This window comes from Rathayibacter sp. VKM Ac-2927, from assembly GCF_022815525.1.
GTDB classification, from domain to species: domain Bacteria; phylum Actinomycetota; class Actinomycetes; order Actinomycetales; family Microbacteriaceae; genus Rathayibacter; species Rathayibacter festucae.
The window spans coordinates 100,065-113,892 of record NZ_JALGRT010000005.1 but is presented as its reverse complement, the minus strand read 5'-3'; the positions used below and the strand labels follow the sequence as shown (position 1 = coordinate 113,892).

Here is a 13,828-nt window from a genome sequence, read left to right as displayed (position 1 = left end):
ACGGATCTTCCCGTCTCCTTCGTGGAGCGGGGCCTCGCGGTCCTCTCCTGGGGGACCTCGCATCAAGCACCCGCCGACGACTGTACCCCGCGGTGGGCCGGCCCTATCTACACGGAGGAGTCCGCATGAGCGACACCGCCAACAACCGCCGCCGCGAGCCCGGCAAGTCGGGCAACGACGCCCTGATGCTCGGCGCCGCCCTCACCGCGATTGCTGCTATCGGCATCGTGTGGGTGGCTGTCGCGGTCGGGTCGCAGCTCGACGGAGTGAACGAGGGCTTGCCCTCGGACCCGTTCGAAATCATCTCGGGCCTGTTCCGCGGCCGAGTGGTGTGGTCGACGTCCGCAACAATGATCGCCGCAGCCGCAGCCGCCGTCGCCGTCATCGTCCTCGTAGGCCTCTGGCTCGTGTGGATGCGCTCGCTCGGACGCAAGAACCGCTCGAGCGTGGACCACGCCGCCCGATACATGGCGACGCCGCGCGACCTCGCGTCGATGATGCGCAAGGAAGCGTTGAAGAAGTCCGCCCGCCTCGGCGTCGCTGAGAACCCCGGCGTCCCGGTGGGCCGGCTCCACCTGGGGAAGCAGATGCTCTACGCCTCGTTCGAGGACATGATGCTGCTGATCGCCGGCCCCCGAGTGGGCAAGTCGACCTCCCTCGTCATCCCCGCGATCATGGCCGCGCCCGGCGCCGTGGTCACGACGTCGAACAAGCGCGACGTGCTCGACGCAACCCGCGAAGTCCGCGCCGCCAAAGGCCACGTGTGGGTGTTCGACCCCCAGCGCGTCGCGTTCGAGGACGCGACCTGGTGGTGGAACCCCCTCTCCTACGTCACAGACGACACCAAGGCCGCGAAGCTCGCGACTCACTTCGCCTCCGGCACCCGGGCGATGAACGCGAAGACCGACGCCTACTTCGACGGCAAGGGCCAAGAGCTGCTGTCCGACCTGCTGCTCGCGGCCGCGGCCGGGAACCGGCCGATCAGCGACGTGCTGCTCTGGCTGACCTCCGTCGAGGACGAGACACCCGTCGAGCTCCTCCACGACAACGGCTACCCGACCAACGCGCGAGCCGTCCGCGGCATCATGAACACCTCCGACAAGGCCCGCGACGGGATCTACTCGACCGCGCAGGGCATGGCCGTGTGCTTGAAGAGCGCCGCAACCGCCGACTGGGTGAACGCCCGCCCAAACGACACCCGCCCGCAGTTCGTCCCGGAGACGTTCGTGACATCGACCCAGACGCTGTACTCGCTGTCCAAGGAAGGCGCCGGCACCGCCGGCCCCCTCGTTACCGCCCTGACCGCCGCGACAATCGAGGCCGCGGAGGAGCACGCCGCGCGCTCCCGCGGAGGGCGCCTCGCGACGCCCCTCGTCGCCGTTCTCGATGAGGCCGCGAACGTATGCCGGTGGAAGGACCTCCCCGACCTGTACTCGCACTACGGCTCGCGCGGAATCCCGATCATGGCCGTGTTCCAGTCCTGGTCCCAGGGCGTCGGCGTGTTCGGCAAGGAAGGCATGCTCAAACTGTGGTCCGCCGCGAACGTGAAGCTCTACGCCGGCGGAGTCGCAGAAGACGAGTTCCTGCGCACCCTCTCCGAACTGATCGGCACCTACGACAAAGAGACCACCTCCGCCAGCTACAACAAGGGCGTCCGGTCGACCACCTCGGCGCTGCGCCGAGAGAAGATCCTCGAAGTCGCCGACCTCACCAGCATGGGCCGCGGACGCGCGATCATGCTCTCCTCCGGCGCCCGCGCCGCCCTCGTCGACACCGTGCCCTGGTACAGCGGCCCCAAGGAGCAGGTCGCCGCGATCAACGCCTCCATCGCCGCCCACGACGCCAGCAGCGGACCCGCGAACTCCGCGCCGGTATCGCCCGTCGTGACGGTGATGCCGCCGCGAGAGGCGCAGCGGTCGACGGATGTCGATGCGGCGCTCCGGGGCGAGTGATGAGCGACGAGGACGTGTTCGACGTCGACGTCGACGCAGATCCTTTCTCGCCGGCCGCCCCACCCGTCAGACTGCGCACCGCAGAAGCAGAGGAACCAGACGAGGAGGAGGTGCCGCAGACGTACTTCGGTTCAGCCGACGAGTGGGTCCGGAAGTTCCTCCTGCCCTCCTACCGGCGCCGCGTCACGGCCAAGGGCCAGAGTGTCGGCGACCGGTGGGCGGCCGAGTGGTGGAGCAGCGTCGAGGCGCTGACCCGCATCGAAGCCCTCTGGCGGATGTGGGAAGAGATCCGGACCAGTGCCGGGTCTCTGAGCGCGTACTGGATCAACCACCTCGACCCCCACATGCGAGTCCTACTCTCGCCTAGCGGCCCGTTCGCGACGTCGACAGACGAGAACCGGGCTGGCGAAATACTTCCCTACACCGCACCGCCAGCAGGAATGTTCCCGTCAGATTTGCAAGCCTGAGCCCTCGGCGACCGAGATCGCCTTGATGCTGTCCGTGTCAGGAATCTGCTCGGCGCCCACCTCTCCGATCTCGACGGTCTGCGCGGGCCATCGGTCCGTCCTGGCGTGCGGACACCTGCTGGATGACCTTCAGAGCCAGCCGCATGAACTCGCGGGTGGCCGGGGAGATGGAGGCGTTCCGGCGGGTGACGAAGGCGTAGTGCTCGACGATCGGCGGCTCCAGCAGGGCCCAGTGCAGTCCGCGCGACTGGATGAGCGACCGGCCGACGAAATAGGAGACGAGCGAGTCCCCGACTCCCTGGGCAGCGAGCTCGAGCGCGTGCGTCTGGAACTCGACCTCGATCATCGGATCGAGGGTCACTCCGGCCTGCTGCGCGTGCGCGAGAAGGGAGACGCGCAGGGGGTCGTCCTTCGACCAGCGCGCCTCCGAGAGGATCAGCGGCCGGTCGGCGAGCTCGTGGATGCCGACCGGTCTGCTGGTGCGTCCGGGATCGACGGAGACGTAGACGACGGAGTCGGTGAAGACCGGCGGCGTGAGGTCGAGTTCACGGTCGTCGACCGGCAGCTGCACGATCCCGGCCTCGAGCTCGCCCGAGCGGACGGCGTCGGCGACCTCGGCCGAGTTCAGGCCGACGACGCGGATGCGCACGGACGGGTGCAGCTCGTGGAACTCGCGGATCAGATCCGTCAGCAGGTAGAGGTGAGCGCTGTTGAAGGTGCCGAAGGAGACCGTGCCCTCCTCCAGGGCCTGGACGCCGCGGCCGGACTCCACGAAACGCTCGGCCTCGGCCAGCACGCGCTCGGCGAGAGGCAGCAGCTGCTTCCCCGAGTCGGTCAGGAGCAGCTTCCGCGAGGTGCGGGTGAAAAGGACGACGTCGAGCGTGCGCTCGAGGGTGGCGATCTGCTCGGAGAGACTCGGCTGGGCGATGTGACGAGCGTTCGCTGCGGCGGCGAAGGTGCCCAGGCGCGCGGCGCAGACGAAGTAGTCGAGCTGTCGCAGCGTCGGCATGGAGGGCATCGCGGGACGGCCTTTCTCTAGTTTTCTCCTTGAGTGGACCCATCGTATTCAGCATTGCCCTAGGTCGGTGCCGCTGGTCTGCTGGTCCTGCACCGCGACGGGTCGTCCAGACCGGCCGCACGAGGACGAGGAGCCCGCCGAGAATGAGCACCAGCAGAGATCGCGTCGCCGTCGTCACAGGCGCGGGGAGCGGTATGGGCCGCAGCACCGCCGACGTCTTCCTCCGCGAGGGCTGGACGGTCGTCGCCCTCGACGTCGCGCCGATCGACGAGGACGTCGACGGCCCGGGCCGGCTGATCTCCGCCGTCGCCGACGTCCGCTCGCGCGACGCCGTCCGAGCGGCCCTGCAGGAGGCGCTCCCGGGCGGTGAGCGGATCGACGCCGTCGCGAACATCGCCGGGATCTACCCGCCGTCCACGCTCGCCGACTTCTCGGAGGAGACCTACCGGCGCATCTTCGACATCAACGTCCTCGGCGTCCTCAACATGATCGCCGAGTCGGTCCCCCGGATGGCCGCGAACGCGTCGGTCGTCAACTTCGCCTCCGTCGACGCGTTCACCGTGTCACCGGGGCAGCTGCTCTACGGGGCGTCGAAGGCGGCCGTGGTCATGCTGACCAAGGAGCTCGCCCTCGAACTCGCTCCCTCCGGCATCCGCGTCAACGGGATCGCCCCGGGCTGGGTCGCCACCCCGGGCAACGCGGCCACCGGTCGGATGGAGGCGGCCGCCTCCTCGATCCCGCTCGGTCGTGTCGCCCAGCCGGAGGAGATCGCGGAGTGGGTGTGGCTGCTCTCGCAGGGCGATCACGCGGCGTTCCTGACGGGGGAGACGCTCGTGCTCTCCGGCGGAGACGTGATGCGCTGATGACGATCGTGATCACCGGCGCCGCCCGCGGGCAGGGCGCGGCGCATGCCCGCCACCTCGCCGGGCTCGGCCGCCGCGTCGTCCTGACGGACGTCCTCGACGAGGCGGGTGACGCCACCGCCGGCTCGATCCGGGACCAGGGCGGTGACGCGATCTACCGCCACCTCGATGTGTCGGAAGAGAGCGCCTGGGCAGCCCTGGCGGCTGAGCTGGGCCCGGTCGCCGGACTGGTGAACAACGCGGGGGTCCTCCGCCACTCCGCTCTCGGCGCGACCACCCTCGCGAGCTGGGAGCTCCACCACCGGATCAACACGACCGGCCCGTTCCTCGGCATCAAGCACCTCGCGCCGCTGATGGGCGCTGGCGGATCGATCGTCAGCGTCTCGTCCACCGCCGCTCTCGCGGGCTCGGCCGGCTACGGCGCGTACAGCTCCTCGAAGGCCGCCCTCCTCGGGCTCACTCGCGTCGCGGCGGCCGAGTACGCGCCGCTCGTCCGGGTCAACGCGATCTGCCCGGGCGGGGTCTCCACACCGATGAACGACGACGAGCCGGCCGGCGGCAGCAGCAGCTCCGCCCCTCTCGGCCGTCGCGCGCACGCCGACGAGATCTCACCGCTCATCGCCTTCCTCCTCTCCGACGCGGCGTCCTTCGTCACGGGCGCCGTCTGGCCCATCGACGGCGGACTCACCGCGGTCTGACCGCACTGCCCTTCCCGCGACCTCCGCCTGCACGTCCCGCCTGCACGTCCCGCCTGCACGTCCACCCCACCGCACCCGACAGCACCAAGAAACGGACCCGACCATGCTCCGCTCGAATCTGACCCGCCGCCTCGCCGCCACCACCGCGCTCGCCGGTGCGGCCGCTCTCGCCCTGGTGGGCTGCTCCGCGTCCACCGCCGCCACCACTGTCGCCGACGACTGCGCTCCCGCCGACTCCGGACTCACCACCTACACGCCCGGCACCCTCACCGTCGGCGTCCCGGAGAACCCGCCGTACACCCAGACCTCCGGCAGCAGCGCCTCCGGCCTCGAGATCGAGATCGTCGAAAAGCTCGCCGCCGCCGAGTGCCTCGACCTCGCCTATGTCCCGATCACCTACGCCAACGGCATCCCGATGATCAGCGAGCAGAAGAAGACCGACATGATCACCGGCGGCTGGTACGTCACCGAGGCCCGCGCCGAGCAGGTCGGCTTCACCAGCCCGACCTACTACGACTCCATGGCGATCATCTCGAAGGACGGCATCGACACCGTCGAGGGCCTGGAGGGGATCGGTGCTGTCGGCAGCGGCGCCGGGTTCTCCTGGGAGGCGGACATGAGCGCGATCCTCGGCAGCAGCTTCTCCAACTACCCCGGGACCGTCGAGATGAAGCAGGACCTGCAGAGCGGACGGATCCAGGCCGCCCTCGACGGCTACGGCGTCGCGAAGTACGCCTACAAGGACACCGACTTCCAGGTCGAGGTGGCCCAGCCCGACGACCGGGTCGCGATCACCACCAGCGCGCCCGTCGCGGCGTTCCCGATCGCCAAGGAGAACACCGCGCTCTCCGACGCGTTCAGCGCGCTGATCGACCAGTACCGCGAGGACGGCACGCTCGCCGGCTTCCTGGCGGACTACGACCTCGACGAGTCCCTCCTCATCCCGGCGGACGTCGCCGCGACCTCCCTCCGCTAGACCCCTTGGGGCGCTGGATCGTCCCGGCGCCCCCACCCACTCCCACCCGACCCGAGGAGTCCCCATGGACGTCCCCCTGCTCACCAGGCCGAACGACCTGCCGCTCGCCGGTGTCCGGCTCACCGGCATCTCGAAGAGCTTCGGCCAGCACCTCGTGCTCGACGACATCTCGATGACCGTCGCGCCCGGCAGCGTGACCGCGCTGATCGGGCCCTCGGGCTCGGGCAAGAGCACACTGCTGCGCTGCGTCAACCTGCTCGAGATCCCCGACGCCGGCACGATCGCGGTCGGCTCCAAGTCGGTCGAGGCGGGCGGCAAGGTCTCCGAGCGCGACCTGCTCGCGTTACGCCGCCAGGTCGGCATGGTGTTCCAGTCGTTCAACCTCTTCCCGCACTTCACCGTGCTGCGCAATATCGCCTTCCCGCAGGAGAAGATCCTCGGCCGCAGCCGCGAGGAGGCGGAGGCGCGCGCGCTGACCCTCCTCGAGCGTGTGGGGCTGAAGGACAAGGCGCACCAGCACCCCGGCAAGTGCTCCGGAGGGCAGCAGCAGCGGATCGCGATCGTGCGCGCGCTCGCGCTCGATCCGAAGGCGATGCTCTTCGACGAGCCGACCAGCGCACTCGACCCGGAGGTCGGCGTCGAGGTGCTGGCGGTGATGCGCGAGCTCGCCGACACCGGCATGACGATGATCGTCGTCACCCACGAGATGCAGTTCGCGCGCGACGTGGGCGACCACCTCGTCGTGATGGCCGAGGGCCGCATCATCGAGGAGGGCGCTCCCGAGGCCGTGATGGCTGACCCGCGGGAGGAGCGCACTCGCCGCTTCCTCAGCGCCGTGCTGGACCGCTGATGGAGTTGCTCCTCGCCGTGCTGGCCGGGCTGCCGCTGACGCTCCTGGTCACCGCCGCGGCGTTCGCGATCGGCCTCCTCCTGGGCGTGCCGATCATGCTCGGCCTGCGGTCGCGGATCGCGCCCCTGCGGCTCGCCACTCGGCTGCTGGTCGACCTGATCCGGGGCGTGCCGACCATCGTCTGGCTCTTCCTGCTCTACTTCGGCGTCTCGCTCGGCACGCTGCGCTTCGACTCGCTCAGCGCCGCGATCGTCGGACTCGGGATCATCTCGGCCGCCTACCTGGCCGAGATCTACCGCGGCGCGTTCCAGACCCTGCCCAGAGGTCAGGGGGAGGCCGCGCAAGCGCTCGGCCTCGGACGCGGCACGACCTTCGTGCGCGTGCTCGCTCCGCAGGCGATCCGCACGGCCCTCCCGTCCCTCACCTCCTATCTGCTCGCGCTGGTGAAGGACTCCTCGGTCGCCTCCACGATCGGGGTCGCCGAGGTCGTCTTCGCCGCGACGACCGTCGCCCGCCAGAACCCCGACACCGCGGGACTCACCCCGTTCTTCCTCGCTGCCGCCGTCTACCTCGCCGTCAGCATCCCGCTCGCGATCCTCGCCCGCCGACTCGACACGCGCCTCAGGAGGTCGTACTGATGGATCTCGCCGTCCACCTCCCGAGGCTGCTCGACGGCCTCGTCGTCAGCCTGCAGCTGACCGCGCTCTCCGTCGTCGGCGGGTACCTCGTCGGACTCCTCTTCGCCCTCGGCGCGGCCTCGCTGCGGCCGTGGCTGCGCTGGCCCACGATCGTCCTGATCGAGATCGGCAGGGGCATCCCCGCCCTGGTCGTCCTCTACATCGCCTACTACGGGCTGCCCTCGATCGGCGTCCTGCTCGAGAGCTTCACCGCGGCCGCCTGCGCACTCACCTTCACCGTCGCCGCGTACTCGTCCGAGACCATCCGGGCGGGCCTGCAGTCCGTCCCCCTCTCGCAGCGGGAGGCGTCCGCCGCGCTCGGGCTGAGCGCGATGACCACCTTCACCCGCGTGGTGCTGCCGCAGGGCATGCGCTCCGCCGTGCCGGCGCTGATGGGGCTGGCGATCCAGTCCTTCCAGGGCACGTCCCTCGCGTACTCGATCTCGGTGAACGAGCTGATGAGCCAGTCCTACCAGGTGTCGAACACCACCTTCGAGTACCTCGGCACCTACGCCCTCACCGGCCTGATCTACGTGGCGATCGCCGTTCCGGCGACCTGGCTGTCGATGCTCGTCGAGCGCCGGCTCGCTCGCGGCCACGCCTGATCCGCTCCTCCGACCCTCCTTCGAAAGGAACTCCTCCATGTCCCGCTACTGCGTGATCGGCGCCGGCGCCGCCGGCCTCTCGGCCCTCCAGAAGCTCCGCGCCGCCGGCTACGACGTCGACTGCTACGAGAAGACCGACCGCGTCGGCGGTCACTGGAACACCGACTACGACGCCCTGCATCTGATCACCTCCCGCGACATGACGCACTTCGAGAACTTCCCGATGCCGGCCGACTACCCGCACTTCCCCCGCCGTGACCAGGTCCGCGCCTACCTCGAGTCGTACGCCGAGGCCCACGGCCTCGGCGACGTCATCCGCTTCGAGACCCCGGTCGCGTCCGTCCGGCCGATCGAGACGGAGGGGCCGCTCGGTTCCGCGGGCTGGACCGTGACCCTCGAGAACGGCGAGGTGCACTCGTACGACGGGGTCCTGGTCGCGAACGGCCACCTGTGGGATCAGAAGATCCCGGCCGTGCCCGGCGTCTTCACCGGCACCCAGATCCACTCCGGGTCGTACCGCAACACGGGCGACCTCTCCGGCGACCGCGTGCTCGTGGTCGGCGCCGGCAACTCCGGCTGCGACCTCGCCGTCGACGCGGCCCAGCACCGCTACGACGTCGACATCGTCATCCGCCAGGGCACCTACTTCCAGCCCAAGAGCTACTTCGGCGTCCCCCGCCAGGAGGTCGCCTGGATGGCGGGCTTCGCGCCCGAGGAGCAGGACCTGATCTCGAGACTGCTCGCCCGCGTCAGCCTGGGGGAGTGGGACGCCTACCCCGGCCTGCCCCAGCCGAAGGCCAAGACCCTCGCCGAGGGCCGGACCGTGGTGAACAGCCTGCTCCTCTACTGGCTCCAGCACGGCCGGGTCCGGGTCGTCCCGGGCATCACCCGCTTCGACGGCAGCACCGTGCACTTCAGCGACGGCACCTCCCGCGAGTACGACACGATCCTCTGGGCGACCGGGTTCCACGCGAGCCTGCCGTTCCTCGACGAGAGCCTCATCGCTCGCCGTGGAGGAACACCGCTGCGCTACGGCGGCGGCATCGTCCCCGTCGGACTCGAAAAGCTCTACTACATCGGCCTCGCCGCTCCGCGCGGCCCGCAGATCCCGGTGTACGGCGAGCAGACGAAGCTCGCGCTGCGCATGATCGAGCTGCACGAGCAGGCCGGCCCCCGGGGTGCCGGGCTCGAGGAGTACCTGGCGGAGCTCCAGGAGGCGGACGACCGCATCGACATCGTCCGAGCGGTCTGGAACGAGCAGATGGCCGACACCGCCCGGCTGCTCGGAGCGTTCGGCCTGGCGCGGGCCGCGCAGCCCGAAGCCGAGGTGCTGGAGAGCTCGGTCACCTGAGCGGGTAGGACACGGCGGAGCGGCCGCGCGGTGGGGGGGGCGGCGGGCGGTACCGGCCCCCGCCGTGCCGGGTCTATGACGTGTAATCTTCTTACACGACACTCATACTCGGAGCGGCCACGAGCCGCCCCGACGACCCAGGAGACGAACCCGTGCAGAACCCCCCGACCTTCCCGAGCACGACGGCCGTCGTCGTCGTCGACATGCAGAACGACACCGTCCACGCGGAGGGAGCGTTCGCCTCGACGGGCGCCGCCGCGCACGCCGCCTCTCAGGACGTCGTCGCCCACGTCGCCGAGATCCTCGCCGCCGCCCGCACTGCGGGGACCGTCGTGCTCCACAACCGGATCGTGGTGTACCCTGCTGCGGTCGGCGGCGAGAACGCACCGATCTTCCGCATGCTCGGTCCCGAGTCCTTCGCGGTCGGCTCCTGGGGAGCGGCGATCGTGGACGAGCTCGCACCGGTCGGGCAGGAGATCGTCCTCGACCGCATCCGCATGAGCGCGTTCCACGGCACCCCGCTGGACGTGATGCTGCGCAACCTCGGCATCACCCACCTGATCGTCGTGGGGGCGTGGACGAACATGGCTGTCGAGCACACGGTGCGGGACGCCGCGGACCACGGCTACGACGTGACGATCGTCTCGGACGCGACGTCCAGCCTCAGCCCGGAGTGGCAGGACGCGGCCCTGAACTTCGCTCTCACCAACATCGCCACCGTCACCGACACGGCGAGCGTCGTGGCGGCACTGCGCTCCTGACCAGCGCACAAGAGGGGCCGCTCCGGTGGAGGGCCCCTCTTGTACCGGCTCGACTCAGAAGACGACGACCGGCTTGATCACTGCTCCCGTGCGCGAGTCCTCGAACCCGGCGTTGATGTCGTCGAGGGCGTAGTTGCGCATCAGACGGTCGATCGGGAAGCGGCCCTCACGCCACAGCTCGATCAGCTTCGGGATGAAGACCTGCGGGACCGAACTGCCCTGGACGACCGTCTTGAAGGTCCAGCCCTTCACCAGCGACAGGCCGACCTCGAAGCTGACCTCGGTGCCCGGCTTCGCTGCCCCGACGAGCACGAGCGTGCCGCGGTTGCCCAGGGCGTCGGCCGACTTGCGCAGCACCTCGGGACGCGCCGTCGTGTCGACGACGTAGTCCGCCCCCTTGCCGTCGGTCAGGCGGAGGATCTCCTCCGTCAAGTCGTTGTCCTTCGTGTTGATGACATGCGTGGCACCGATCTCCAGCGCGAGATCGAGGCGGGAGGGGACGATGTCGACCGCGATCACCTTCGAGCAGCCGGCGACCCGGCCGGCCATGATGGCGCCGAAGCCGACGGCGCCGGTCCCGGTGACGACCAGCGTGGAGTTCAGCCCGGGCTTCAGCTCGTTGAGGACGGTGCCGGCGCCGGTCTGGATGCCGCAGCCCAGGGGCGCGACGATCTCGAGGGGAATGTCGTCGTCGATGCGGACGACGCTCTCCTCGACGACGTTGGCGTAGGTGGCGAACGAGGACTGGCCGAAGAAGTGTGACGAGATCGTCTCGCCGTCCTTGCTGAGCGACGTGCTGCCGTCGGTCCGGCGACCGCCGAAGTCCGCGGCGAAAAGGTTGTCGCAGTAGGCCATCTGCCCGGCCCGGCATCGGTCGCAGTGCCCGCAGTAGGCCGCGGCGAGCAGGACGTGATCGCCGGCCTTCACTGTGGTGACGTCGGCGCCGACCCGTTCCACGACGCCCGCACCCTCGTGACCGAGCACGGCGGGAAGCGGAGTCGGGTAGACCTGGTCGCGGACGATCGCGTCGGTGTGGCAGACGCCGGTGGCGACCATCCGCACCAGCACCTCGCCGGCGTGGAGCTCGTCGAGCTCGAGGGTCTCGATGGTGAGTGGCGCCTGCGGTTCGCGGGCGACGGCTGCTGTGATCTGCATGATGTGCGAGTGCTCCTGATTCCTGCTCAGAACGGGTACTGCTGATTGGAGGGCTCGATGGTGATCCACTTCAGATCGGTGAACTCGTTGACGACCGCTCGTCCGTCGAATCGGCCGTAGCCGCTCGCCTTGACCCCGCCGTAGGGGGCCTGTGCCTCGTTCTGCACGGTGGCGCCGTTGACATGGACGTGGCCGGCCTGAATGCGCATCGCCACCTGGAGCGCGCGACTGCTGTCGGCGCCGAACACAGCCGCCGCGAGTCCGTACTCGGTGTCGTTGGCGACCTGCACGGCCTCCTCCAGGCCGGAGACCCGGACGACGGTCGTGATCGGCCCGAAGGTCTCCTGGTCGTAGATCGCCATGTGCGGGCGCACGCGGTCGAGGATCGTCGCCGGCATGCTGGCGCCGTCGGCCTGGCCGCCGACGACGAGCTCTGCGCCCTTCTCGACGGCGTCGTCGATCAGGCCGTTGATGCGCGTGCCGGACTCGGCGCGCACCATCGGGCCGACGACGCAGGCGGGGTCCGTCGCGGGATCTCCGGCGGTGAGGGTCGCGGCGCGTGCGGCGAACTTCTTCACGAACTCGTCGGCGACGGACTCGTCGACCACGAAGCGCTCGGTGGACATGCAGATCTGCCCTTGGAAGAGGAAGGATCCGAAGACGGCGGCGTTGACGGCGCCGTCGATGTCGGCGTCGTCGAGGACGACGAAGGGCGCCTTGCCGCCGAGCTCCAGCAGCGCGGGCTTGAGGTGCTTCGCGGACTTCTCGGCGATGATGCGGCCGACGACGGTCGAGCCGGTGAAGTTGACTCGGCGGACGGCCGGGTGGGCGATGATCGCCTCGACGACGCGGTCGGAGTCCTCGGGGGTGCTGGTGAGGAAGTTGAGGACGCCGGCGGGGAGGCCCGCCTCGTGCATGACCTCGGCGATGATCTGGTGCGTCCGCGGGCTGGTCTCGGAGGCGCGGAAGACGACGGTGTTGCCGCAGACGATGGGGTAGGCGATGGCCCGGGCGGCGAGGACGCCTGCTCCGTTCCACGGCGCCATGCTGAGTACCACGCCGGCGGCCTGACGGACGGTCATGGAGAGGGTTCCGGGCTTGTCCGTGGGCAGCGTCTCGCCCTGGATCTGAGTGGCGAGAGCCGCGGCCTCGCGGAAGAGCTGCGCGGTGAGGAACGCATTGAAGCCCGCCCAGAGCTGGGCGGCGCCGACCTCGGAGGTCATGGTCTCGATGAACTCGGGCGTGCGGCGCTCGATGATCTCCGCGGCCTTCAGCATGACGGCCCTGCGCTCGCTCGGGCCTGTGGTGGACCAGGAGTCGAAGGCCTTCGCGGCGGATTCGACGGCGTCGATCGCGTCGTCGACGCTCGCTGCTGCACCCTCGGTGACCAGGTCTCCCGAGATCGGGTTGCGACGCTCGAAGGTGCGTCCCTCTCGTGCGTCGCGGCCCTCGTTGTCGATGATCAATTGGCTGTGCATCGGATCTCCCGTCGTCATTGACTCAGAAACCTGTCGCTGCAGTGCGACTCGGCGGTGTAACGCTAACACGCAGTCTTGCGTTTGTCTGTTACACGTTTCGTGCGAGAGCGGGTGCGTCCTGGAAGGCGGTGGTGTCGATGTCGATCACGGCTGCCACGTACTCCATCGCCGCGGGGGCGAGCGCGTCGTGCAGTTCGAGGAACAGCTCGTGCGCCTCTGCGCCGAACCATCCGGCGGGGCGGAGAGCCGTGGGAAGCGACGGGTCGCGGAAGGGGAAGTGGCGGTAGGTGGACACCAGTTCCGTGCGAACCACGAGGGCTTCGGCGCCTTCCAGGGTCGCGGTCTCGCTCCGGAGGGCGGAGTGCTCGGCGACGAAGACCGAGTAGTCGGCGTTGAGCGTCTCCAGGTCCCAGCATCGGTGCGCCAGGCGCCCGTCCTCGACCGGATCGTCGGTGCGCGCGACCATGAGGTCGATGCTCGCGGCGGGGAACTCGGCTCGGAGCGCCGGCACGGCCCGGCGGAGATCGCGCGGCGACAGCCAGGTGGAGGGGGAGAGGGCGCCGAAGCCCATCCAGCTCAGTCGTTTGCGCAGTTGATCGCGGGTCGAGCGGTCCGACTCCGGGGACTGCACGATCACCTGCGTCCACCACCCGTCCCAGGTCGACTCGTAGGGGGCGAAGATCCTCTCGCGGCCCTGGTCGAGGACGTCGAGCATCTCGTCGCTGAGCCGGTAGATGGTCTCCCGTCCCGTCCTCCGGGTCGTGAACCACCCCTCCTGCCGCAGTCTCGAGAGAGTGACGCGGGCGGTGGCCGGCTCCACTCCGAGGACTCCGAGAAGAGCGACGAGGTCTCCTGCGCGGACCTCGCAGCCGACGTAGCGCAGGTAGTCGCCGAACAGGTCGAGGATGAGGGACCGGGGCTTCCTCGGCTGCATCATGCTGATCCGCGCCTCCTGTCGAGTTGTCATGGTAGACGAC

The 13,828-nt window shown here is 69.6% G+C and carries 14 protein-coding genes; 10 read left to right on the top strand and 4 right to left on the bottom strand.

The genetic code is table 11. The features are described from left to right. Positions 1-125 precede the first annotated feature (125 nt). Positions 126-1,952, top strand: coding sequence for a type IV secretory system conjugative DNA transfer family protein (locus MT353_RS15355; RefSeq protein ID WP_243625124.1), 1,827 nt, complete (start codon positions 126-128; stop codon positions 1,950-1,952). After that, positions 1,952-2,419 carry a DUF4913 domain-containing protein gene (locus MT353_RS15350; RefSeq protein WP_243625123.1) on the top strand — a complete coding sequence of 156 codons (468 nt, stop codon included), beginning with the start codon at positions 1,952-1,954 and terminating at the stop codon, positions 2,417-2,419. The genes MT353_RS15355 and MT353_RS15350 overlap by 1 nt, the downstream gene beginning before the upstream one ends. 37 nt (positions 2,420-2,456) lie before the next feature. Here the strand turns inward: MT353_RS15350 and MT353_RS15345 are convergent, their stop codons facing one another. After that, positions 2,457-3,428, bottom strand: a complete 972-nt coding sequence (locus MT353_RS15345; protein ID WP_207901867.1) for a LysR family transcriptional regulator — start codon at positions 3,426-3,428, stop codon at positions 2,457-2,459. Positions 3,429-3,580: 152 nt separating this feature from the next. Between MT353_RS15345 and MT353_RS15340 the strand changes: the two genes are divergently transcribed. The 8 genes from MT353_RS15340 to MT353_RS15305 all read left to right on the top strand — a co-directional run bounded on the left by MT353_RS15340 (position 3,581) and on the right by MT353_RS15305 (position 10,218). Further along, positions 3,581-4,300, top strand: a complete 720-nt coding sequence (locus tag MT353_RS15340) for an SDR family NAD(P)-dependent oxidoreductase (protein ID WP_243625122.1) — start codon at positions 3,581-3,583, stop codon at positions 4,298-4,300. Then, the gene (locus MT353_RS15335; protein WP_243625121.1) at positions 4,300-4,998 is read left to right on the top strand and encodes an SDR family NAD(P)-dependent oxidoreductase; all 699 of its coding nucleotides are present in this window, start codon (positions 4,300-4,302) and stop codon (positions 4,996-4,998) included. The genes MT353_RS15340 and MT353_RS15335 overlap by 1 nt, the downstream gene beginning before the upstream one ends. Before the next feature lie 103 nt (positions 4,999-5,101). Continuing rightward, positions 5,102-5,974: an ABC transporter substrate-binding protein gene (locus MT353_RS15330; RefSeq protein WP_243625120.1), complete on the top strand. Its 873-nt coding sequence runs from the start codon at positions 5,102-5,104 to the stop codon at positions 5,972-5,974. 64 nt (positions 5,975-6,038) lie between these two features. Further along, on the top strand, positions 6,039-6,824 hold the full coding sequence (locus MT353_RS15325; protein ID WP_132438104.1) for an amino acid ABC transporter ATP-binding protein: 786 nt from the start codon (positions 6,039-6,041) through the stop codon (positions 6,822-6,824). Continuing rightward, a complete protein-coding gene (locus tag MT353_RS15320; RefSeq protein ID WP_243625119.1) occupies positions 6,824-7,462 on the top strand; it encodes an amino acid ABC transporter permease in 639 nt (212 codons plus the stop codon). The genes MT353_RS15325 and MT353_RS15320 overlap by 1 nt, the downstream gene beginning before the upstream one ends. Next, positions 7,462-8,106 (top strand): amino acid ABC transporter permease, encoded by a 645-nt coding sequence (locus tag MT353_RS15315; protein WP_132438106.1) that lies wholly within the window; start codon positions 7,462-7,464, stop codon positions 8,104-8,106. The genes MT353_RS15320 and MT353_RS15315 overlap by 1 nt, the downstream gene beginning before the upstream one ends. A gap of 37 nt (positions 8,107-8,143) precedes the next feature. After that, positions 8,144-9,457: an NAD(P)/FAD-dependent oxidoreductase gene (locus MT353_RS15310; protein ID WP_243625118.1), complete on the top strand. Its 1,314-nt coding sequence runs from the start codon at positions 8,144-8,146 to the stop codon at positions 9,455-9,457. Between the two features lie 152 nt (positions 9,458-9,609). Beyond that, positions 9,610-10,218 carry a cysteine hydrolase family protein gene (locus MT353_RS15305; protein WP_243625117.1) on the top strand — a complete coding sequence of 203 codons (609 nt, stop codon included), beginning with the start codon at positions 9,610-9,612 and terminating at the stop codon, positions 10,216-10,218. Between the two features lie 54 nt (positions 10,219-10,272). Here the strand turns inward: MT353_RS15305 and MT353_RS15300 are convergent, their stop codons facing one another. From MT353_RS15300 to MT353_RS15290, 3 genes are all read right to left on the bottom strand, one after another. Beyond that, a complete protein-coding gene (locus MT353_RS15300) occupies positions 10,273-11,373 on the bottom strand; it encodes an NAD(P)-dependent alcohol dehydrogenase (RefSeq protein ID WP_243592709.1) in 1,101 nt (366 codons plus the stop codon). A 26-nt stretch (positions 11,374-11,399) separates the two neighbouring features. After that, entirely contained in the window at positions 11,400-12,851 is a 1,452-nt protein-coding gene (locus MT353_RS15295; RefSeq protein WP_243625116.1) for an aldehyde dehydrogenase, read from the bottom strand. 88 nt (positions 12,852-12,939) lie between these two features. Beyond that, a complete protein-coding gene (locus MT353_RS15290; protein WP_243625115.1) occupies positions 12,940-13,818 on the bottom strand; it encodes a PaaX family transcriptional regulator C-terminal domain-containing protein in 879 nt (292 codons plus the stop codon). Positions 13,819-13,828 lie beyond the last annotated feature (10 nt).

Excerpts from the sequence above, each read along its gene's own strand:
- MT353_RS15315 (WP_132438106.1), top strand. The coding sequence starts at position 7,462 with ATGGATCTCGCCGTCCACCTCCCGAGGCTGCTCGACGGCCTCGTCGTC.
- MT353_RS15290 (WP_243625115.1), bottom strand. The coding sequence starts at position 13,818 with ATGACAACTCGACAGGAGGCGCGGATCAGCATGATGCAGCCGAGGAAG.
- MT353_RS15325 (WP_132438104.1), top strand. The coding sequence starts at position 6,039 with ATGGACGTCCCCCTGCTCACCAGGCCGAACGACCTGCCGCTCGCCGGT.
- MT353_RS15350 (WP_243625123.1), top strand. The coding sequence starts at position 1,952 with ATGAGCGACGAGGACGTGTTCGACGTCGACGTCGACGCAGATCCTTTC.
- MT353_RS15335 (WP_243625121.1), top strand. The coding sequence starts at position 4,300 with ATGACGATCGTGATCACCGGCGCCGCCCGCGGGCAGGGCGCGGCGCAT.
- MT353_RS15330 (WP_243625120.1), top strand. The coding sequence starts at position 5,102 with ATGCTCCGCTCGAATCTGACCCGCCGCCTCGCCGCCACCACCGCGCTC.
- MT353_RS15300 (WP_243592709.1), bottom strand. The coding sequence starts at position 11,373 with ATGCAGATCACAGCAGCCGTCGCCCGCGAACCGCAGGCGCCACTCACC.
- MT353_RS15355 (WP_243625124.1), top strand. The coding sequence starts at position 126 with ATGAGCGACACCGCCAACAACCGCCGCCGCGAGCCCGGCAAGTCGGGC.
- MT353_RS15295 (WP_243625116.1), bottom strand. The coding sequence starts at position 12,851 with ATGCACAGCCAATTGATCATCGACAACGAGGGCCGCGACGCACGAGAG.
- MT353_RS15340 (WP_243625122.1), top strand. The coding sequence starts at position 3,581 with ATGAGCACCAGCAGAGATCGCGTCGCCGTCGTCACAGGCGCGGGGAGC.
- MT353_RS15310 (WP_243625118.1), top strand. The coding sequence starts at position 8,144 with ATGTCCCGCTACTGCGTGATCGGCGCCGGCGCCGCCGGCCTCTCGGCC.
- MT353_RS15345 (WP_207901867.1), bottom strand. The coding sequence starts at position 3,428 with ATGCCGACGCTGCGACAGCTCGACTACTTCGTCTGCGCCGCGCGCCTG.
- MT353_RS15320 (WP_243625119.1), top strand. The coding sequence starts at position 6,824 with ATGGAGTTGCTCCTCGCCGTGCTGGCCGGGCTGCCGCTGACGCTCCTG.